Below are 20,581 nucleotides of genomic sequence, written 5' to 3'. Positions count from 1 at the left end.
GACCGCGGTGAGTCCCACGATTGACGCCCCGCTCCCAGCTCTGTATCCACGTGCACGCTGGTCCGAAAACCTGCCTCGGCGGGGTTCATCATGTCGAAGAACATCCTGGCGAGAATTGGCGCATTGCTCATCGTTGCCGCCTCCGGCGCGCAGATGGTCCCCGCCTGCACCATCCACCTCAGGCAAGGAGGCGAGGGCGGAGCCGACGACACCGAGCCCGCAACCGATGCCACGCAGCCCGCAGATGACACGCCGCAGCCCGCACCCGACGACACCGAGCCCGCGGGCGGCGGCGCAGAGGGGAGCGGCGGATTCACGCCCGAGGAGCAAGAGGCGATCGAAGCGGCACGAAAGGCGGACCCCGTAGAGCTCGCACTCACCCAGGCAAGAGCCGGCTACGCGGCGTACGCCCTCAGCGGACTGACTGAGTCCCATATCGTCGATCCGGGAGCCATCGACGAAGAAACGCTGCTGCGGCTCATCGAGGAGAACGCACCGCTCGCCTGGGACCTCGCAGGGCAATGGATCGCGTCGCTGGATCCGACGACGCTCTCCTACGGGTACCCAATCAACGTTGAATGCATGAATCGGCCGTTCTCGTGTCAACCCAGCGTCGAATGCGACTTCGCCAGAATTTGCGTCCTCAACGACTGCGGGGACGGCAAGTGCAAGCCATGCCCGGACACGTGGGGCCTCGGGAACCTCATCACCAGCGGATGGTGCACGTACACCTGTTACCTGGGGAATGACGGCGACATCGTCGGCGCGGCGATCACGTTTCGACCCAGGATCGGCAGCCACATCGTCCCATGGGTCAAGCTGTGCAGCCCGAACTAGCAAGTGGAGGGCACGACGATGGATGAGTCGACCAGAGCACAAGGGCAATCCAGCGAATGGGCTCAGTGCGTGGTGCAGATGATGAACTACGCTGGGGTGCTCGCCGCGCCGCGGGTGGCACAGAGCCTCGGTGCTGCGCCGAGCCGAGAGGAGCTCCTCGGGCTCCTCGATCGCTTCATCGCGCTGAACGGTGAGGAATCGCGGGTGACGATCGGCGATGGGAGGCCGATCCATGAGATCACGGCGCACGCGCGGATGCTCCACGCCCTGTGCGACACGTGGACGCCGTCGCCCGACGTCCCGACCGCGATCCAGCAAGCCGCGCGGAGCCTGCTCGCCGCGTTCGGCATCCCCGAGCCGCCCGGGGGGTGGGACGAGCTGGAGGCCCCGCCGGAGATACCACCCGAGCCCGAGGACCCAGACCCCCGCCCCCCCCCGACTGAAGCGGAGCTGGCGGCGCGACCGCACCCGTTTGCGTTCGGCGTGGCCATCGGGTGGTGCCGCTACCTCGCGTCGCCCAGGATGGTGGCGAAGATCCCGCCCGCGGCTCTCCGGTTCCCCGCGCTCGGTCATCTCGACAACCTGCTGGCTTTGTTCCGGACCGCGCGGAGCAAGAACGCCGAAGGGCGCGCCTATTTTGCCACGCTGATCGAACGTCTCGAAACCTTGCGCGCGCTCTGCGAGGCGTGGGACGGAGCCGAGGCGCCACCCGCGCGCGTGCGAGAGCTCGCGCGCGCGGTGCACATGCAGATGCAACACGCGAGCGATCCACGCGAGTACGACGAGTTCGAGGAAGACGTCGACCCGGTCTACTTGACGATCCCCAAAGTGCGGAACGCCTGAGCGCATTGCGCTCTCGCATGAAATTTCGCTCCATATTCGCATGGCGTAGCCCGTTGTGCCGGGGGGCCCGAGCCGCTCCGGCCGCTCGCGTGCGCCGGCGTCCTGCCCGGCGCGCCCACCGATCTCTGCGATTCCTGGACGGGTCGGGCCGACCCGCCCGAGGCGCCGAGCCACACCTCGAGATTGACACCATCCTCTGCTGGGAAGCGCCTTCCGGCGGCTGAGCAATTTTCCGCCGCGCCGCGCGGGTTGCCCCCGGCCACGACGTCCACGTAGCCTCCCGAGATCCGCGCGCGCCGCGCTCGGCGCGCGCCCAACCAAGGAGGTCGGTTCATGCCCAAGCAACCTGTGCAAGACCCCACGGACGTCGATCAGCTCTCGGCCGCCCAGATCGAGGAGCGCGTCGAGAAGACACTCCAGCACATCGAGGCCATCCAGGCGCTCTGGCCTGGTCTGGAGCGGCTCGAGGAGGGCCGGCGCACGCGCAGCGTCGGCCGCAGCCTCGGCGTGCTGGGGCCTCCGCTCGCCAAGCTGTTCGCGCTCTTGCGCCCCAAGGACGGCAAGGACAGCCCGCTCGCGAGATCGTTCCACGTGCTCGGGGACCAGGACGACGGCGATGACCCCGAGCGGTTCGAGGTGGAGTTGCTCGAGCGGCGCCTGAAGCGCGCCCTGGCCCAGCAGAAGGTCGCCGACGCGCTCGAGGACCTGGCGCGCCACCTCGACGACGACGTGCTCGCCACCGCCGAGACCGTCATCGGCCCCGGCCTCGCCGCGCTCGACCTAGCGCGCACGATCGCCCGCCAGAACGCGACCTTCCGCGCCATCCTGGCGCCGGTCCTCGACGACTTCCGGGCGATGACCAAGCAGGCGCGCAAGGGGAAGAAGCCCGAGGCGCCGAAGCCTGAGCAACCGGCGCCCGAGCCGATCTAACGGCGGCGCGGGATTGCCCAGACCGCCCCCGCCGTCCCAATCTAGCAGCTGGTACTGGCCCGGCGGGTGAGGCGTCGTCCCATGCCGGCGCCGCCGTCCGTTGACCCCAGACCGACGTTCCTGCATTGCCCCGCGAGGTATCCGGCGATACGTCGGCAGGTATCCGGCGATATCCCGCGAGGTATCGCCGGATACCTCGCCAGGCATCCGCCGGTACCTCGCCAGGCATCCGCCGGTACCTCGCCAGGCATCCGCCGGATACCTCGCCAGGCATCCGCCGGTACCTCGCCAGGCATCCGCCGGTACCTCGCCAGGCATCCGCCGGAGACGCGATCTCGTCAGTACTCGACGTCTTGCTTGAAGACGATCTCCGAGGACGGCGCCTCGGGATTGGCGGCCTTCTCGAGGGTGATGACGAGCTCGAACCGGGTGAGCGGCACGCTCACGTCCTTGAGCTTGCCGGTGCGGGCGTCGGGGTCGAAGGTGAGCGCGCCGATGCGCTGCCAGGGCGAGTCGCTGTCCGGGCGCGCCCAGACGACGTAGGCGGTGCCGCTCGAGTCGAGGCGATCGGGCGGCGGGAGATCCTTCGCATTGATGTCGAGGCGGGTCATGGCCGCATCGAAGTTGACGTCGGCCACGATCACGGCGTCGGCGCCCGGCGCCTTCCCCATGCCCTGCGGCGTGTAGCGCAGCGGGCCGCCGCAGCCCGCCATCAGCGCGCACGCCAACGCCACGACAGCGAGCCGCAGCACCCTGGAAACATGTCCTCTCATCTCGGTAGCTCCTCCATCGTCCCTCTGCTGCGGGCGAAGACGCCTCGCGAACCGCCGGCACCGGCCGGCGGCCGAAACCGCGGCGGCATCATAGCCGCTTTCGGCCACGCCGACGGCGCTCGCCGGAGCAGGAAGCGCCCAAGCCCGCCGGACGTGCTCGACGCGCCGGCGGCCCCGCCGCCTCGCGCCCGGCCCCGGCGAGGCGCCGCCCGCGCGCTGCACCCGCCCCCGGCGTCGGAGAACGGCGCAGACAGGACGGATCGCATGGCGGAGCGCCGCCCGTAGACTAAAGTCTCGAAATCGAGATGGATTTGGCACACACACGGCTCGGAGCACGAGGCGATCGCTGGTCCACCGGGCGGGGGGTCCTCGACGTTCGAACGCCCGCGGTCGACGTCGTGACGAGGCGCCTCGAGGGGTACGCGTCGCTCGATCTCATCGAGCCGGCGGTCAAGCACCTGGAGACCCTCTTCGAAGCGGGCGTGCACCCGGTCGTATTCGACGATTTCGAGCTCGGCACCGGCTATGACAGCGACGTCCGGGCCAAGCTCACCGCGTGGCACCTGCGGAACCCCGACAAGCTGAAGGAGGTCCATATCCTCGTGCGGCCAGGGCTCGTCGCCATGGGCGTCACGGTCGCGAACCTCGCCACGGGCGGCCGCTTCAACGTGTACACCGACCGCTCCGCGTTCGAATGGGCGCTCGCGGGCGCGCTGACGGCGAGGATCACGGCGGGGCCGGCCTCGTCCCTGCGCGCGCCGTCCCTCCGCTGAAGAACGCCGAAGGCGGCGCGTGAAGAACGCCGAAGGCGGCGCGCGCGTGGATCGCGCGCCGTCGACCCCAGCTCAGGGATGCTGCACGGCCCCGTTCGCCGGAGACTCCCTGACGCCGAGCGTGATCTCGCTCATCCGCTCCGGGTGCTTTCCTTCGATCCCATCGTAAAGACGGCGAATCGCGGCCATGTCGGCCTCGATGTCGCCCGTCGGGTGGAATACGTGCAGGATCCCGCCCCGCTTCCGGGGGAAGTCGAGGTAGCCGAGGAGGATCGGGACGTCGGCGCCGAGCGCGACGTAGTAGAAGCCCGTCTTCCAGCGCTTCGTGCGCGAGCGCGTGCCCTCGGGCGCGATGACAAGAATCAGCTCGTCGCGCTGCTTCAGCACGTCGACCACGGCCGCGACGAGGTTGTTCCGGTCGCGGCGATCGACGGGGACGCCGCCGAGCCACCTGAAAAAGAAGCCGAACGGCGGCTCGAAGAGGGTGTGCTTGCCGAGCCACGAGAACTCAAGGTCGAGCACGTAGCTGACCGCGAGCGTGAACGGGAAATCCCAGTTCGAGGTGTGGGGCGCCGCGATCAGCACCGCCTTCGACGGGAGCTCCGTCATGCCGTCCACGCGCCAGCCGAACACGGAGAGCCAGGTGCGGCCGATGAACCGGCGAATGGCGCGGCGCGCCGCGGAAAAACGTGGAGCAGGTGCGTTCGGCATGGAGGACCTCGACGGTAAGCAGCCGGAGGTTCATCGCGGCCCGGGTGGAAGTCACGTCACCTTTCCGTCATCCCACGCCGCTGTTCGGGCGTACGCGGAGCGCGGCGCGGAGAGCGCGCCGCACGTCGCACGTCGCACGGCGTGCGCGCGCCCGGCGGCACCACGGCAGCGCAGCCGCGCTCCTGCGGTGGCCGCCGCTCGCTCAGCGCCGCTCGATGCCGTGCGGCTTGCCCTCGCCGTACCCCGCGAGCGTCTGCACACCGATGACGGCCTTGTCGTGGAGGTCGTCGAGGTTCGCCGCGCCGGCGTACGTGCACGCCGACTGCACGCCGGTGATCATCTCGATGAGGATCGCGCCGACGCTCTCGCGCCCCTCGTGGATGTAGATGCGCGACGTCGAGATGCCCTCGCGGAAGAAGGCCTTCTTGGCGCGCTCGAACGGGTCGAGGTCGGCGGTGCGCTCGCTGACCGCGCGAGCGCTCGCCATGCCGTAGTTCTCCTTGTAGAGCAGCCCTTCGCGGTCCTCCATCACGTCGCCCGGGCTCTCGTACGTGCCCGCGAGCGTCGTGCCGACCATGACGCGCGACGCGCCGGCGGCGAGGTAGAGCGCCACGTCGCGCGGGTAACGGACGCCGCCGTCGGCCCACACCCGCTTGCCGTGGCGGCGCGCCTCGCGGGCGCACGTGAGCACCGAGGTGAACGTCGGCCGGCCGGCGCCGGTCTGCATGCGGGTCGTGCACATCGCGCCGGGGCCGACGTTCACCTTCACGATGTCGGCGCCCGCCTCGATGAGATCCCGCGTGCCCTCCGCCGTGCAGACGTTGCCGGCCACGAGCGGGACGGCGTCGCCGATGGCGCCCCGCACCGCCCGGATCGCCTCGATCATCCGGCGCTGGTGGCCGTGCGCTGTGTCGAGCACGATCGCGGAGACGCCGATCTCGAGCAGGCGCGCGGCGCTCTGGGGCGCCTGCGCGGAGATCCCGATCGCCGCCGCGACCATGAGCTCGCCGGCGCTGTCGAGCGTCGGCTTGAGCAGCTCGAGGCGCACGGCGTCGTCGCGCGTCAGTACGCCGTGGAGCCGCCCGTCCTGGTCGAGCACGGGGACCGCCTTCACGCGCGCGTCCTCCATCAGCAGGAACGCCGTCCGGTTCGGCGTGCCGGCCGGGATGGTGATGAGGCGCGACGACATGAGCGCGGACGCGGGCGTGTACTGATCCCGGTTGCGCAGGTCGGCGTGGGTGACGATGCCGATCGGGCGCCGCTCGTCGTCGACAACGACCACCATGTCGTGCGATCGCTTCCGGATGATGCCGTTCACGTCGCGGAGCGTCGCCCGCGGGGAGACCGAGAGGGGCGTGTCGTAGCGCGGGTCGGCGCGCTTGATGTGGTGGACGATGCGCTCGACCGTGTCGAGATCCATGTCCTGCGGGAGCACGCCGAGGCCGCCGAAGCGGGCCATCGTCTCCGCCATCCGCTTGCCGGTGACCGCGTTCATGTTCGCCGAGACGATCGGGTGCGAGCCGCCGGGGAAGTCCGCCGGGCGCAGGTCGGTCTCGAGGCGGGAGCCGCCGGCGAAGTAGCCGGGGGTCAGGAACACGTCTTCGAGCGCGAGCTCGAGGCTCTCGTCACGCTCGGGGTGGAGATAGCGCATGCACAAGCTCCGAGGGAGGGTGATGGCGCCGCGAAGGCGGCGCTGCGCGCGCCAGTCTAGTTCCACCCACCAGGAGTCCTGCCAGGGATCAGGAGAGAGATTTCAACGCAAAGGCGCAAAGACGCAAAGGCGCAAAAACGAAGAAAATTCGAGCACTTTGCGCCTTTGCGCTCCTGGCGTCTCCGCGTTGAACTCTCTCTTCGCTCGCGAGCCGGAGCCCTGGCAAACGTTTCAAGGAGGCTGGCGGGCGCGATGGGCGGACGTCGCGTCGGCGATGACGCGGTCCAGGATCGCGGCGATCCTGGCCGCGGCCGCCTCCGACGACAGCTCCGCGGGCGGCGCCGCCGGGACCGGCAGCACGCCCGTCTCCCGGAAGCGCGCGAGGTGGCGCGCGAGCGCGGCGGCGATGCCGTCGATGTCGTCCGGCGCGACGCGCGAGTTGTCGCCCCGGTACGAGAGGAGCTCGTCGACCTCCCGGTTCGCCGTGACGCTGACGATGGGCATCCCCGACGCGATGTAGTCGTAGGTCTTGGCCGAGATGCGCAGCACGACGTGCTGGCTGAACATCGCGAACAGCACGTGCGCTCGCCTGAGCTCGCCGAGCACGCCGCGGTGCGGGACCAGGGGGAGCACCTCGATGTACGGCGTGAGCCCCATGCGCTCGAAGCAGCCGCGATCGTGATCGGACATCCGGCCGATCTGCCGGAACACGACGTCGCCGGGCGCGAGCCGCTCGCGGTCGATGAACCGCCGCAGCACGGCGCCTATCTGGTCGGCGGAGACCTCCTCGCGGATCGTGCCCAGGTGGAGCACGACGAAGCGGCGCGGCGGCTCGGGCGCGGGCGCGGGCGAGTACAGCGCCAGATCGAAGTGGTTGCGCACGAACGAGGACTTCGACGCCACCTCGGGGAAGCGCGCGCGGTAGGCGTCGAGCGCGGCCCGCGTGTTGAAGATCACGTGATCGGCGCCCTCGAGCCAGCGGCGCTCCAGGCGCGGCACGATGGCGCGCCGGGCCCGCTCGGCCAGGCCGGACGGCGGCCCGTTCCCCGTCTCGTGCAGCGAGTACGGGTCGCGCATGTCGAGGACGAGCGGCACGCCGAGCGCCCGCTTCACGTGGAGACCGACGGAGCAGGCCGAGTACGGGCCGGCGCTCACCACGACGGCCCGCGCGCCGGTGCGGCGGGCCAGGGCGACGGCCGCCCGCGCCCCGTGCGGCGCGTGCGCGATCCAGCGATCGGTGAGCGCCTGGAACGGGCGGAGCCCGACGAGCGGCCCCGCGCGCCCCGCGCGCCCCGCGGGCAGCGGAGCGCGCGCGCGCAGGGCGCGCAGCGCGGCGCCCGCGGCGAGGACGGCCGGATCGAGGTACTCGTCGAAGACCTCCACCTCGGGCGGCAGCGCGGCGAGCAGCCCGTCGTCGCGCGGATCCTCCGGGAAGGTCCCCGACAGGACGGCGGGGCGGAAGCCGTGGCGCGGCAGGTGCCGGGCGAGCTTCACCCAGCGGAAGGCGCCGACGCTCGTCTGGGGCGCGAAGGCGGGTGAGATCAGCAGGAAGGGGCGCACGATCAGTCCTCTCGCGGGCAAGCTGGCGTCTGCGACGTCAGCGCTCGCCGCGTACCCCGCGCTCGAGCAGGTCCGCGTAGAGCGCGAACAGCGCGTCGAAGTGCTCGTCGCTCGTGGGCAGCCGCTCCCCCGCGGCGCGCGCCGCCGCGACGCGCTCGTCCCGGGGGCGCGCGAGCACCCGCTCGATCGCCGCTGCCACCTCGCCGGGCGAGGCCCGCGGCGCGTACACCTCGGCGGCGCCGGGGCTCACGAAATCCATCGCGGCGCCGGCGGCCGGGACGACGAGCGGCAGGCCCGAGCACAGCGCCTCGCCCAGCACGAAGCCGAACGTCTCGGCGGCGCCCCCGTGGACGAAGACGTCGGCGCTGGCGTGCAGCGCCGCGTAGGTGGCGCGGTCCTTGGCGAAGCCGAGAAAGGTGACCTGCGGCAGGGCGGCCGCCCGGCGCTCCAGCCGCGCCCGCTCGGGCCCGTCGCCCAGCACCGCGAGCGCGATCGGGCGCCGCGCCGCGAGCTCTCGCACGGCGTCGATCACGAGCGCGACCCGCTTCTCGACGGCGAGCCGGCAGGCGACGAGGAGCAGCGCGGCCGAGGGATCGTCCGCGAACCGGCCCAGCAGGCCGCGGCGCAGGGCCGGGTCCGCGCGGGAGGGGTCGAAGTCGCCGCGCTTCACGCCGAAGGTGACGCGGTGGACGCGCTCGCAGCCGTGGCTGCGGAGCTGCTCCGCGATGAAATTCCCGGGGGCGATCGTCGCGTCGAACCGCCGCGACAGCGCGCGCGGCCAGGCGAACAGCGCGCCCTCGAGCGCCCGGGCGACCGCGCGCGGGCGCACCCGGTCGAGCAGCGGCGCCGCGTAGGTGCTGATCTGATCGGAGTGGTACACGAACGTGCGGAGCGGGACCTCGCGGGCGCTCGCCGCGACGAGCGCGGCCGTGTACGGCGCGCTCGCCTGCACCACGTCGGGCGCCTCGCGGCGGATGATCGCGCGCGCCGCGCCGAGCCGGAGGAGCGCGTGGTAGGTCGGGTCGTACGGCATCGGCGGGCCGGCCACCCTCACGATGCGGCCCTGCTCGAGCGGGACGACCTCGTCGCGCGGCCCGGGCGCGACGACGACCACCTCGTGGCCGCGCCGGCTCCCCTGGCGCACGAGCTCCTCCAGGTAGGACCGCACGCCGCCCCCGCGGGACGAGAAGAACTCTGCGACGTCGAGGATCTTCACGAGTGGTTGCTCCCGCGCAGGAGGAGGCCGCCCTTCCACGAGCGCCGCATGCGCGCCGAGCGGTTCATCACGTGGAGCAGCGCCGGGAGGAACAGGAGCGCGCACGCGACGCACGCCACCTCGCCGCTGACCGCGACCCAGCCGAACGAGTTCAGCGCCTGGTTGTCGGCGAAGATGAGCGATCCGTAGCCCAGCACGGTCGTGTAGCTGCAGAGGGCGACGGGGCCGGCCGAGCGCTTGAGCGCGAGCGACACGTCGCCGCCGAGCAGCCGCGCGCGATCGAAGACGTTGAAGGGGTACTCGCAGCCGATGCCGAACGTGATCGGGAGCGCGATGAAGTTCAGGAAGTTGATCTTGACGTCGAGCGCCGCCATCGCGGTCGCCGTCGCGAGCACGCCGAGCACGAGCGACAGGAGCACCGCGAGCGCGCCCGCGATGCTGCCGGTCGCGAGCACCACCACGGCCGTGACCGCGAGGAGCGAGGCCGCCGTCGCCAGCGGGCCGTCGCGCTCCATCGACCGGATCATCTCGGCGAAGACCGTCGGCCTGCTCGCCGTGACGACGTGGGTCCCGTCCGGGAGGACGACGTTGCCGGTCGTGTCGGCCATCCGCAGGAGGTTCCTGCCGTTCGAGAACGACACGTTGTTCTTGTACTTCACGTAGAACACCGTCCCCACGACGCCGTTGTTCTCCTCGAACCTGCGGCGGATGAGGTCGGGCAGGTCCTTGGGGCCGATGACGTGCAGCGTCTCGGGCGGCTTCATGCTGAGGACGCGCTCCCGCTCCTCGGGCTGCAGGGATTTCAGCACCCGCGGGGTCAGCCGGTCCCGGATGCGCTCCAGGATCTCGATCTTCTGGCGCTGCTCTTCCGCCGTGCCGGGGAGGGCGTCGGCGATCGTGGCGACGTCGGCCACGAGCTGCCCCTGCGGATCCTTCGCGTCGTTCGCCAGGATCTGCGCCTTGATGGCCGGCACCTGCTCGGGGGTGTCCGCGAGCATCATCGCGCCGGCGACGTTCATCTTCCCGCCGAAGACCTCGGACGCCTTGAGCGACCAGCTCCCCGCGCCCTTCTCCCGCGAGCTCTTCGAGCCGAGGCGCGCGAAGTTGTACTCCCAGGGGTCCCGGATGTACGCGGGGAGCTTCCACGCCGCGAGCGCGACGATGACCGGCGCGACCGCGAGGAACGCGAGCGGCCACCGCGACGTCACGCGCGCGAGCGCCCGCGCGCCGGGCCCCGAGGTGCCCTCCTCCGAGACGCGCGGCGCCGGATCGCGCATCCAGCGCGGGAGCCTCGCCTGGATGCGCTCGATCGCGACGAGCGTCGCGGGCACGAGCGGCACGATGGACGCCCACACCATGAACATCCCGACGAAGCCGATCGTGCCGAACTGGCTGAACCCGCGGAAGTGCGTGATCGTGAGCGATCCGTAGGCGATCGCCGCCACGCTCGCCCCGACGAGCTCGGCGCGGAACGCGTTGATGACCGCCTCGCGCCGCGCCTCGTCCGCGGGCATGCCGCGCGCGCGGAAGTCGCGGTACCTCGACAGGAGCACGATCGGGTAATTGACCCCGTTGCCGACGATGATCGCGCCGAGGAAGGCGCCGACCGTGTTGACGTAGCCGTAGGTCAGGGTCGCGAACGCGTACCCCGCGCTGGCGCCGAGGGCCGTGGGGAGCAGGATCACCGCGAGCGACCAGGGCGAGCGGTAGTAGATCATGACGCCCCCGACGATCAGCACGAGCGCGATGACGGTCGCCCACACCGCCTCGCTGACGAGCGACTTCTGCTCGGCGATGGCGTTCGGGATGTCGCCCGCGTACCCGACCTGCATCGCCGGGTGGAACGCCGCGGGATCGAGGCGCGAGACGAGCGCGGTCACCTGGTCGAGGAGCTCCGCCGCTCGGCGGTCGCCCAGCCCGGCGCTGCGCGAGACGATGCGGAGCGCGACCATGCGCCCGTCGGGCGTGGAGAAGTAGCCGCTCGGGAACTCGTCGATCTTCTTCAGGCGCCGCTGCAGCTCCTGCCAGGTCTCGTCGAGCGACAGCCCCTTCTTGGCCGCCGGCGCCGCCCCCGACCCCGCCTCGCCCGCTCCACCCGCGGGCGCCCCGGGGGCTTCCAGATCCTCGATCAGCCCGCTCCGCAGCGCGATCTCCAGCTCGATCGCCTCGTCCGCCGCCGTGAGCTCGCGGACGCTCGCGTAGAGCCACTTGTTCGCGTCGAAGAAGCGGCGGACCTCCTTGGTGCCGGACTCCATGTACCGGATGAGCGGCGGCGGCCCGCACGCCGCCCGGCAGGCGTCGTCGCTGCACGCCGCGGCGCAGGCCGCGCGCTTCTGGAGCGGCTCGTTCAGCTGCTCCGCGAGCGCGTCGATGAACCGCTCGTTCGCGCCGCGATCCGGCGACTCGGCGATGACGATGAGCTGCGCTCCGCCGTCCACGCGCTGGGCCTGACGCTCGTAGGCCTGGAACGCAGGGCTGTCGCGCGGCAAGAGCTCCCGGAGCTCCGTGCGCAGCTCGAGCCGCGAAGCATACCCCCACAGCCCTGCCATGGAGAGGATCGCCAGGGCGATCACGAGCCAGGGACGGCGCCCGCTGTAGTCGACGAGCGCACCGATCATCCTGAGGAGCATTCGAAGAACACCTCGAACCGGCCGCATTCAGGCCGGCTTCGGGCCGGTCTTACCACGCGCGCTGGGCGCAGCAGGCCGGCTTCGGGCTGGACTTACCACGCGCGCTAGGCGCAGAACGACGGCTGGATGCCCTTCGGCCGCGGCGCCGCCGCAGGGCGCAGGTGGCCGAACGCGAAGAGGCCGCCCGTGAAGCCCATCCAGGTGCGGAAGTGCCGGAAAGTCTCCAGCCACTGGAGCGCCTTCGGCCCCTCGACAAGCGGGCGCAGGTTGGATTGCCGCGCGTGCTCGCGCGCGTTCGCGAACGCGTTCGCGAGCATCCGCTGCACGACGATGGGCGAGGACCGCTCGCGCGCCCGCTGCGCGGCCGCGCTCCCGAGCCGCGCGGCGGCGAGCGGGTCGCGCGCGAGCGCGAGCACGGCCTTGCCGAACGCGGCGTTCGCGCTCTCCTCGGCGGTCGGCCCGCGGCCCGGGTCGATCAGCAGGCCGTTGTGGCCGCTCTGGATCTGCGAGCTCACGCCCATGCCGTCGGCGAACGCGACCGTCGGGGAGCCGCACCAGAGCGCCTCGCTGAGCACGTTTCCGAACGTCTCGCTCAGCGAGGCGTGCAGGAAGAGGTTCGCGTGCCGGTAGTAGTCCGAGATCTGGCTGTACGGGACCTCGCCCGTGAAGATGACCCGGCGCGCGACGCCCAGCTCGCGGGCGAGCGCCGCGTACGCCACGCTGTCCGGCCCGTCACCGACCAGCGTGAGCGTCGCCTGCGGCTCGTGCGGGGCGATGTGCTCGGCGAAGATGCGGATGAGCCGGTGCTGCGACTTCTCCCGGGTGTGGCGCCCCGCGCAGACGAGGCGCGGGCCGCGCACGTCGAGCCCGCGCTCCTCGAGCAGCGGCACGTACGGGTCAGGGCCGAGCGGGCGCTCGAACACGTCCTCGGGGACCATCCGCGGGATGACGTGGATGGGCACCGTCACGCCCCGTTCGCGCCAGTAATCGCGCAGGCCCTCGCTCAGCACGACGAGGCCGTCTCCCTGGTTGTACAGATCGACGAAGAGCCGCTCCATCGGCGCGCGGAGCGTCTTGTGGAGCACCGTGTGGACCGCGCCGATCCGGGAGACCCGCTCCGGCAGGAGCACGTCGTACGCCGCCGCGAGGTGCGTCGTGTTCACGCAGAGCAGCGGGATGCCGCGCATCTTGCGCAGCCAGATGCCGAACTCGACGAGCAGGGTCGTGGTCTGCGCAAAGCAGATGTCAAAATCCCACCGCATCGGATCGAGCACCGAGGATCCCACGGGGATCGGCAGGTGCACCCCCGGGTAGGTGCGCAGCGGCAGGCTGGGCAAGGCGACGGTGCCGGGAGGGATCTCGTCGGCGGAGGCGTCCGGATCCCGAGGTCCGATCAGTGTTGCCTGGTGACCACAGGTGTTGAGCGCGCGATACAGGGCCCGCGTCTGGAAGACCGCCCCATTCGCGTAAGGAATGCGCGTGAAGTCGCTGAGGATGGCGACCTTGAGCGGCCGCCCGTTGGCGCCGGAGAGGGCAGCGAAGGGATTCTCTGGAATGGCCGCTTGCACCTTGGCGGGGGCGTGCCCTCCCCGCGCGGGTCCCGTCGACGGCGTGTGGCGCGCCGGCGCGATCGCCTCGTGCGGCGCGCGAGCACTCCGGTGGTCACTGAGCGGCAGAATTGCATCCATCGTCATCTTCGTTGCTCCTGGAGAAGCGGCGCGAACCGTGGTCGATGACCGAGGCGCGCAGCGTGACGGGCGGTAGGGCGTTCATGTCGCGCCAGCGACAGCCGTGTCGCGCTGCGGCCGCGAGCGCGGCCTGCTGCTCGGCACAGCAGCCGTTCCTCGTCGGCCGATCAGCCAGTCGGCCGTGGCGTGATTAGCAAACCTCATGCCGCTTGTGTTGCCTTCAGCCGCCCTGCGAGGTGCGAACATCGCGATGCACCTCGTCACGAGGCGCCCGCGCACGCCTCGTCCAGCAGGGCGAGCACGGCGGAGGGCGCGCTCGGCAGCGCGCGCTCGAGGTCGATGCGCGTGAAGTCGGCGGCGCGGCAGCGATCGAAGAAGCGCTCGACGACGGCTGGCGAGAGCGCCGCGAGCGAGCTCGCGACGGCGACGCCGGCCCGCTCGGCGAGGAGCGCGTTGAGCGTCTGCTCGTTGTGGCGGTCGTCGTAGAGCGCGAGCACGGGCTTGCCGGCGAGCACGCACTCGGCGAGGACGTTGCTGCCGGCGGTGGTCACGACCGCCGACGCTCCCTGCAGGTGAGCGAGGAACGCTCCCGGATCGAAGGGGCGCGCCTCGACGCCGGGCACGTCGAGGCCCGGGTCGCCGAACGCGATGACCCGCCGGCCGTCGCGCGCGACGAGCTCGAGCGGGCGGCGCGCGTCGCACTCGCTGAAGTAGCAGACGACGGCCCCCGACTCGACGGCGCGCGCGGGGGTGAGCCTGCGCTCCGGCCGCGCGACGAGGGTGCCCGGCGTCGCCGGCTCGATCGGCAGGAAGTGGACGGCGACCGCGCGGGGCGCGCGGCTGGAGGCCCAGGTCGTGCGCCGGCACGCGAGCACCCGCAGCGTCGGCAGCCCCTCGGGCAGGCGGCAGCGCGAGAAGACGAGATCGTGGCCGAGCGCGACGGCGGGGATCCCGAGCGCCCGCGCGGCGAGCAGCGACGGCACGTCGCCGTCGCTCACGATGGCGTCGGGCCGGAAGCCCCCCTGCTCGACGAGCTCCTTCGCGAGGCGGCGCGGGAGCTCGATCACGCCCGCGAGCCCGCGGCGGATCGGCCGCACGTGGCGGTGCTCCGGCAGCGCGCCGAGCAGGTCCGCCGCCTGGCCGCCGCCGTAGATCCGTAGCTCGTGGCCGCGCTCGCGGAGGGCCTCCGCGATCGGGAGCGCGCGGCTCGCGTGCCCGCGCCCGCGCCCGTGGACGTAGTAGCCGATCTTCGCCACGGGCCGTCAGCGCACCGGCGCGCAGCGAACGTCGCGCGCGCGCGAGGAGAGCGCTCCCGGGATCGCGCGCAGGCCCACCGTCGCCCCCACGGGGGCCTCGCTGGCGAGCGCGCCATTCTGGACGTCGATGATCACGAGCGCACTTCTCTGCTTCATCCAATTTCCCTGCGGATCGCCGCCCAGATCGCCGCCCTCGGCGGGGCCTCGGGGCGGGCGCGGAGCGCGTCTACAACGGACGCCCCGCCGGCGGAACCCCGGAGGCGCGCTCTTCGAAGGCCTCGCTCGCGGCGTCACGCCCGGAGGCGCTCGCGCGGCGCGCACGACGTGGGCAACGCGTACGACGTGTGCGATGCGTGCGAGGCGTGCAACACGTGCGAGACGTGCGATGCGTCATTTCTCGCCCCTCCAGACAGGCGACGCGCGCTTTGACTCCGCGCCAGCGCGGCGCTCCAATGACCGCCTGCGACACGGCCTGCGCCGCACCATGACCGCCTCGAGCAGCTTTCATTCGACGGGATCCCAGGGACCTCGCGACGCCAGCTCGGCGGACGAGCGCCGCGCGATGGCGCGGGGCCTCCCGACGGCGCTCGTGACCTGGCCCACGTTCGCCGCGCTCGACGTGTTCGTGGTGCTGGCGGTGTTTCCGAGCGCCTCGGTCACCCGGCTGCTGCTCTACCGGCTGCTCGGCGAGGTCATCCTCCTCTGGCTGTACCTCCTCGCCCGGCGCGAGCGGACCTCGGCCGAGCTCCTCGACGCGGCGCACGTCTTCGCGGTCTGGAGCACGGGGGGGCTCATCTCCGTGATGGCCCTGGAGTTCGGGGATCTCACCTGGAACTACATGCACGGGCTCTCGATCGTGATGCTCGTCGACGCCACGATCCTGCCCACGCATTTCTCGCGGTCGCTCCGGATGACGATCCCGGTGGCGCTCAGCTTCCCCATCATCATGGGCGCGGGGGCGTCCCTCGACCCGGCGCTCGCGGCGCAGTGGACGTCGCCGCGGTCGCTCGTGATCTTCGCCTGCAACTACATCTTCGTGCTCGCCACGGCGATCCTTGTGTCGGCGGCGAGCCACGGCCTCTGGTCGGCGCGCCAGCAGGTCTACGAGGCCCGCAAGCTCGGCCGCTACCGGCTCGTGGCGCCGGTCGGTCGGGGCGGGCAGAACGAGGTGTGGCTCGCCTGGGACGAGTCGCTCCGCCGCGACGTGGCGCTGAAGCTGCTCCGCAGCGAGAGCAAGTCCGAGGGCGACGTGCGCAGCTTCGAGCGCGAGGCGCGGGCGACGAGCCGGCTCACGTCGCCGCACACGATCCGGATCTTCGATTTCGGGGCGAGCAGCGACGGCATCTTCTACATCGCGATGGAGCACCTGGCCGGCGCCGACCTGGCCACCCTTGTGCGCGATCACGGCCCGATGCCGCCCTCCCGGGTCGTCCACTTCGCGCGGCAGGCGTGCCTCTCGCTGGCGGAGGCGCACGACGCGGGCGTCATCCACCGCGACATCAAGCCCCACAACCTCTACATCACGCGCGTGGGCGACGAGCAGGACGTGCTCAAGGTGCTCGACTTCGGGATCGCGAAGCAGGTGAGCCTGGAGGGAGACGCGAGCATGACGGACGTCGGCGTCATCAAGGGAACGCCGACGTACATGTCCCCGGAGATGATCTCGGCCGGCGCCGTGGACGCCCGGAGCGACATCTATTCGCTCGGGGTCACGCTCTACTACCTGCTGACGGGCGTCGCTCCCTTCGACGGCCGGAGCTTCGGCAAGCTCGTCTACTCGCACCTGACGATGCCCCCGATCCCGCCGTCGCTCCGCGCGCCCTGGCCGCTGTCGTCGGAGCTGGAAGAGCTGGTGATGCGGTGCCTCGCCAAGCGGCCCGGGGATCGCTACCAGAGCGCGCGCGATCTGCTCGCCGCGCTCGATGCCTGCGAGCCGACGCCGCCCTGGACGCCGGAGGACGCGAGGACCTTCTGGGCAGCGCGCGCCGCGATGCCGCGCGCCGAGCCCCCGCCCCCGGAGCCAGGCCCCACCGTGCGCCTGCGGCCAGAGAAGGCCGTGCCCGCGGCCTGAGGCAGGCCGGGGCGAGCGCAGGGCTGCGCGCGGCCCTTCAGGCCTGGCCCACCCCGAGCTGCGCGCCGTCGGGGAACCGGCGCGAGGGGGGCGGCGCCCATCGCGCGGACGCAGGGGGTTGCGCGTCGGCCTGGAGCGCGGGGCGCCTGTCGAGCACGGGCACGCGCAGCGGCATGGGCGAAAGCGCCGGCGAGCGCCGCTCGCCCCGCGCCGAGAGCAGCGTGTCGTGGAGAGCGCGAGCGCTCTCGTCCCACCCCTTGCACCCGGAGAGCGCCGAGATCCGCTCGGGATCGTACGGCGCGTGCGCCGCGCGCGCCATGGCGTCGGCCAGCGCGGGCAGATCGCCGGGCGAGACGAGCTCGCCGAGCTCGGGGCTGCTGATCACGTCAGGGATGCCGCCGACCCGCGTCGCGACCACCCGTCGGCCCGACGCGAGCGACTCGATCACGACGTTGGGCGTGCCCTCGTGATGGCTCGGCAGGACCAGCGCGTCGCAGGCGGCGACCCAGCGCGCCACCTCGGTGTGCGGCAGGCGACCGGTCAAAAGGACGCGGCCGCCGAGCCGCTCCGCCGCCGACCTGCAGGCCTGCTCGTCCGCGCCGCCCCCGACCAGCACGAGGTCGATGTCGGGGTGCGCCGCGGCGATGCGCTCGAACGCCGCGATCGCGTCGAGCGCGCCCTTGTCGCGGAGCAGGTGGCCGACGTAGAGCAGCGTCCGGCGCTCCGCGGGGCGGCCCAGGGCGGCGCGGGCCTCGCCCCGGTCGCGGGGGTGGAACATGCCGCGATCGACGCCGTTCATGACGACATCGATGCGATCGCGCGGGACGCCGAGCGCGTGGACCCCATCGGCCAGCTGCTTGCTCACCGCGACGACGCGGGCCGCGCGCTGCAGCCCCCACTCGAGCGAGGGCCTGACCGCCGGCCGCTGCGAGAGCACGTCGATGTCCGAGCCATGGACCTTGACGACCGCCGGGACGCCGAGCAGCTCCGCGAGGCACACCGCGGCGAACCCGTCCGGATAGGCGAACGAGCCGACGATGACGTCCGGCGCCGGACGGTGGCGCGCCAGCTCGAAGAGCATCGACGCCGCATAGAGTGGGCCGTTGAGATACGGAGCCACCCTGGGCACATAGAGGAATCGCGGGTGGCGGACCCGCAATCCCTCGATCACTTCTTCATCAGGCGCGTCGACCGACATGGCCCATCGAGAGAACCTGGAGGCCCCCGGAAACCAGGGGATCGTCGCGAAGACGTCGATATCGCAATATCTGGAGAGCGCGGCGAATTGCCGCCGGTTGAACGGCGCTTTCCCCGGGTCCGTCGCGTTCGGGAAGATCTTTGTGATAAGCAGGATGCGCATACCTCTGCTCCTCTGGACTCGACCGCTGGGCTCGGCAGGCGGCCCCCTCCGGATGAAGGTGGTTCTCGCCGCACGGTCGAGCGGTGTCGAGCAGAGAGCATGCCACTCCGAGAAGGCTGGAAATAGGCCCAGCGACGGAGCTGAGGACCCCGACTAGCCATCCTGGAGACAGCCACCCTGCCCCAGCGAGGCAAATTGACACGCACTCGCGGATGCCTCGACAGAAGAGGCAGCACGTAGCAGACAGTGCAGTCAAACGGAATATTTACATCAGGAACGCTACGGAGCAAGTTTCGCCACGAACGCGTCTCCCTGGCCGGCGCTCGAGAGCGCCCCTTGACCGAAGTCGATGCTGCCGTAGAAACGGCCGGCGATCAGCACGTCCGCGCCTGAGCCCGCCGCGATGTCGAGGCCGACTTGCGTCTGGACATCGCCGAAGAGCGAGCTGAACAGGTGATCGCCGGAGGCGTCGAGCTTGACCACGTAGACATCGGTCTTGCCCCGGCTCTTCAGAGGCCCGCCGCCGAAGTCCGCCGACCCGAACAGCGGCCCCGCGAGCAGGACATCGCCGGCGGCGTCCACCGCGACGCTCGCGCGCGCGCCCGTCTCGAAATCGGTGAGCAGCTGGTCCTCCGCGTCGCCGAAGCGCTGGCTCATGAGGTGCGCGCCGGCGCCGGAGAGCCTGGCGACGAACAGATCCCGCGCGCCGGCGCTCACCAGCGGCCCGCCGCCGAGGTCGATGGTTGACGCGAATGTGCCCGTGAGCACCACGTCGCCCGTCGCCTGGTGGACCGCGACGTCGTGGGCCTCGTCCGCCTCGGCGCCGCCGAACCGGGCGCTCCAGAGGTGGTCACCGGAAGGACGGAGCTTCGCGACGAAGATGTCGGAGAGGCCGGCGCTCGCGAGCGGCGCGCCGCCGAGATCGATGTCTCCCTCGAAATGGCCCGCGACGAGCAGGTTGCCGTCGGCGTCGGCCGCGATCCCGTAGGCGTAGTCGTCGCCTTTACCGCCGGCGCGCACGGCGAGGAGCGTCCGGCCGTCCTCCGGGGCGAGCCGCAGCACGAAGGCGTCGCGCATGCCCGCGCTCGTGAGCACGCCGTCGCCGAAATCGACGTCGCCGTGGTAGCCGCCCGCCACGAGGACGTTGCCCGCCGGATCGACGGCGATGCGATCGCAGCGATCCGCGCCGGATCCGCCGAAGATCCTGCTCCAGATGTGCGCGCCGTCGCCGCCCAGCTTGGCGACGAAGACGTCGTCGCTCCCGTGGGACGCGAGCTCCCCGCCGCCGAGATCGATGCGGCCGAAGGCGCGGCCCGCCACGAGGACGCTGCCCGCCGGATCGATCGCGAGCGCCATCGCGAACTGGTTGCCCTCGCCCGGGAAGACCTTGCTCCAGAGGTGCGCGCCGAACCTGTCGAACTTCGCCACGAAGGCGTCCGTGCCGGCGGCCGTGAGCGGGCCGCCGCCGAAATCGACGGTCCCCTCCAGCTGGCCGGCCACGATCACGTTGCCGTCCGCGTCCGACGCGACGGACCGGGCGTACTGGCCGGTCGCGTCGCCGAAGCCGCGGCTCCACACGTCCTCGCAGGCGGGCGCCTTCCCGTCGCAGTCCTCGTCGTCGGGCGTGTCGCACGCGTCGAACGTGGGCAGGACCTCGCCCATGCACGGCCCCCACGACGTGCCCTCGGCGTTGCAGACGCGCGTACCGGCCGCGCAGCGACCGACGCCGCGCGTCGCCTCGGAGCCCGTGTAACACGCCTCCTGCGCGCCGGGCGCGCACACACACCCGGGACAGCCGCAGTCGCGGCCGCTGCACGCGGCCGGCGTGAGCTCCGCGATCCAGGCGGCGACGCACGCGATCTCCTCGGTCGAGTACGGGGTCCCGCCGAGCGGCATGCGCGCGCCGCACGAGGGAGCGTCGGTGAGCCGCACGTAAAGCGCGCTCTCCTCCGGCCGATCGGGGTCGGCGAGCACCCCGGCGCAGCTCGTGGCCGGGCGGCCGGCGACGCGGTCGCCGACGCCGAGCGTGACGAGGTCGAGGCCCGCCGCAGGCTCGCCCGGCCCGTGGCAGTTCGCGCCGCCGCACCGCTCGGCGAACACCGAGGGCACGTCAACGCACGCGGCCTGCGGGCCGCCGTCCTTCCTGCCGAACCGCTCCTGATCGTCGATCGTCCCCGGACACCCCGCGAGCAGCGGCAAGGCCGGCGCGACGAGCGCGACCGCCGTCGCCGCCATGAAGCGCCCGCCGCGGCGGGCAGACACGGCGCGCGCTGCGCGCGCCG

General features: G+C 72.0%; 16 protein-coding genes. 5 read left to right on the top strand and 11 right to left on the bottom strand.

The genetic code is table 11. The annotated features are described in order from the left end of the window. Window positions 1-90: 90 nt before the first annotated feature. The 3 genes from WME90_RS05990 (at window position 91) to WME90_RS05980 (ending at window position 2,610) form a co-directional block, all read left to right on the top strand. Complete coding sequence (locus tag WME90_RS05990) at window positions 91-837, top strand: hypothetical protein (protein ID WP_437280107.1); 747 nt, start codon at window positions 91-93, stop codon at window positions 835-837. A gap of 18 nt (window positions 838-855) precedes the next feature. After that, window positions 856-1,680: a hypothetical protein gene (locus WME90_RS05985; RefSeq protein ID WP_437280106.1), complete on the top strand. Its 825-nt coding sequence runs from the start codon at window positions 856-858 to the stop codon at window positions 1,678-1,680. Between the two features lie 333 nt (window positions 1,681-2,013). After that, window positions 2,014-2,610, top strand: a complete 597-nt coding sequence (locus WME90_RS05980) for a hypothetical protein (RefSeq protein WP_437280105.1) — start codon at window positions 2,014-2,016, stop codon at window positions 2,608-2,610. Window positions 2,611-2,948: 338 nt separating this feature from the next. Here the strand turns inward: WME90_RS05980 and WME90_RS05975 are convergent, their stop codons facing one another. Beyond that, entirely contained in the window at window positions 2,949-3,383 is a 435-nt protein-coding gene (locus tag WME90_RS05975; RefSeq protein WP_437280104.1) for an anti-sigma factor, read from the bottom strand. Window positions 3,384-3,688: 305 nt separating this feature from the next. Between WME90_RS05975 and WME90_RS05970 the strand changes: the two genes are divergently transcribed. Then, complete coding sequence (locus WME90_RS05970) at window positions 3,689-4,156, top strand: hypothetical protein (RefSeq protein ID WP_437280103.1); 468 nt, start codon at window positions 3,689-3,691, stop codon at window positions 4,154-4,156. Window positions 4,157-4,228: 72 nt separating this feature from the next. On the opposite strand, the gene WME90_RS05965 is transcribed toward WME90_RS05970, so the two are convergent. The 8 genes from WME90_RS05965 to WME90_RS05930 all read right to left on the bottom strand — a co-directional run bounded on the left by WME90_RS05965 (window position 4,229) and on the right by WME90_RS05930 (window position 15,024). Next, complete coding sequence (locus WME90_RS05965) at window positions 4,229-4,867, bottom strand: lysophospholipid acyltransferase family protein (RefSeq protein ID WP_437280102.1); 639 nt, start codon at window positions 4,865-4,867, stop codon at window positions 4,229-4,231. Window positions 4,868-5,069: 202 nt separating this feature from the next. After that, on the bottom strand, window positions 5,070-6,518 hold the full coding sequence (locus WME90_RS05960) for a GuaB1 family IMP dehydrogenase-related protein (protein WP_437280101.1): 1,449 nt from the start codon (window positions 6,516-6,518) through the stop codon (window positions 5,070-5,072). 231 nt (window positions 6,519-6,749) lie between these two features. Then, a complete protein-coding gene (locus WME90_RS05955) occupies window positions 6,750-8,078 on the bottom strand; it encodes a glycosyltransferase (protein WP_437280100.1) in 1,329 nt (442 codons plus the stop codon). A 37-nt stretch (window positions 8,079-8,115) separates the two neighbouring features. Further along, entirely contained in the window at window positions 8,116-9,294 is a 1,179-nt protein-coding gene (locus WME90_RS05950) for a glycosyltransferase family 4 protein (protein ID WP_437280099.1), read from the bottom strand. After that, window positions 9,291-11,912: an MMPL family transporter gene (locus WME90_RS05945; protein WP_437280098.1), complete on the bottom strand. Its 2,622-nt coding sequence runs from the start codon at window positions 11,910-11,912 to the stop codon at window positions 9,291-9,293. The genes WME90_RS05950 and WME90_RS05945 overlap by 4 nt, the downstream gene beginning before the upstream one ends. 116 nt (window positions 11,913-12,028) lie before the next feature. Continuing rightward, complete coding sequence (locus WME90_RS05940) at window positions 12,029-13,618, bottom strand: glycosyltransferase (RefSeq protein ID WP_437280097.1); 1,590 nt, start codon at window positions 13,616-13,618, stop codon at window positions 12,029-12,031. A gap of 254 nt (window positions 13,619-13,872) precedes the next feature. Continuing rightward, window positions 13,873-14,868 carry a glycosyltransferase family protein gene (locus WME90_RS05935; RefSeq protein ID WP_437280096.1) on the bottom strand — a complete coding sequence of 332 codons (996 nt, stop codon included), beginning with the start codon at window positions 14,866-14,868 and terminating at the stop codon, window positions 13,873-13,875. 6 nt (window positions 14,869-14,874) lie between these two features. Then, window positions 14,875-15,024 carry a hypothetical protein gene (locus tag WME90_RS05930; protein ID WP_437280095.1) on the bottom strand — a complete coding sequence of 50 codons (150 nt, stop codon included), beginning with the start codon at window positions 15,022-15,024 and terminating at the stop codon, window positions 14,875-14,877. Between the two features lie 406 nt (window positions 15,025-15,430). Here WME90_RS05930 and WME90_RS05925 point away from each other — a divergent pair, with 406 nt between their 5' ends. Then, a complete protein-coding gene (locus WME90_RS05925) occupies window positions 15,431-16,939 on the top strand; it encodes a serine/threonine-protein kinase (protein ID WP_437280094.1) in 1,509 nt (502 codons plus the stop codon). Window positions 16,940-16,976: 37 nt separating this feature from the next. Here the strand turns inward: WME90_RS05925 and WME90_RS05920 are convergent, their stop codons facing one another. Together WME90_RS05920 and WME90_RS05915 are read right to left on the bottom strand one after the other, a co-directional pair. Then, entirely contained in the window at window positions 16,977-18,299 is a 1,323-nt protein-coding gene (locus tag WME90_RS05920) for a glycosyltransferase family 4 protein (protein WP_437280093.1), read from the bottom strand. Between the two features lie 279 nt (window positions 18,300-18,578). Further along, a complete protein-coding gene (locus WME90_RS05915) occupies window positions 18,579-20,561 on the bottom strand; it encodes an SBBP repeat-containing protein (protein ID WP_437280092.1) in 1,983 nt (660 codons plus the stop codon). Window positions 20,562-20,581 lie beyond the last annotated feature (20 nt).

The sequence above is a fragment of the Sorangium sp. So ce375 genome (assembly GCF_051473855.1).
Classification (GTDB): domain Bacteria; phylum Myxococcota_A; class Polyangia; order Polyangiales; family Polyangiaceae; genus Sorangium.
This window is presented reverse-complemented; position numbering and strand designations above follow the sequence as displayed.

Coding starts and splice junctions, on each gene's coding strand:
- WME90_RS05925 (WP_437280094.1), top strand. CDS start 15,431: ATGGCGCGGGGCCTCCCGACGGCGCTCGTGACCTGGCCCACGTTCGCC.
- WME90_RS05920 (WP_437280093.1), bottom strand. CDS start 18,299: ATGCGCATCCTGCTTATCACAAAGATCTTCCCGAACGCGACGGACCCG.
- WME90_RS05930 (WP_437280095.1), bottom strand. CDS start 15,024: ATGAAGCAGAGAAGTGCGCTCGTGATCATCGACGTCCAGAATGGCGCG.
- WME90_RS05945 (WP_437280098.1), bottom strand. CDS start 11,912: ATGATCGGTGCGCTCGTCGACTACAGCGGGCGCCGTCCCTGGCTCGTG.
- WME90_RS05980 (WP_437280105.1), top strand. CDS start 2,014: ATGCCCAAGCAACCTGTGCAAGACCCCACGGACGTCGATCAGCTCTCG.
- WME90_RS05975 (WP_437280104.1), bottom strand. CDS start 3,383: ATGAGAGGACATGTTTCCAGGGTGCTGCGGCTCGCTGTCGTGGCGTTG.
- WME90_RS05985 (WP_437280106.1), top strand. CDS start 856: ATGGATGAGTCGACCAGAGCACAAGGGCAATCCAGCGAATGGGCTCAG.
- WME90_RS05990 (WP_437280107.1), top strand. CDS start 91: ATGTCGAAGAACATCCTGGCGAGAATTGGCGCATTGCTCATCGTTGCC.
- WME90_RS05960 (WP_437280101.1), bottom strand. CDS start 6,518: ATGCGCTATCTCCACCCCGAGCGTGACGAGAGCCTCGAGCTCGCGCTC.
- WME90_RS05940 (WP_437280097.1), bottom strand. CDS start 13,618: ATGACGATGGATGCAATTCTGCCGCTCAGTGACCACCGGAGTGCTCGC.
- WME90_RS05965 (WP_437280102.1), bottom strand. CDS start 4,867: ATGCCGAACGCACCTGCTCCACGTTTTTCCGCGGCGCGCCGCGCCATT.
- WME90_RS05970 (WP_437280103.1), top strand. CDS start 3,689: ATGGATTTGGCACACACACGGCTCGGAGCACGAGGCGATCGCTGGTCC.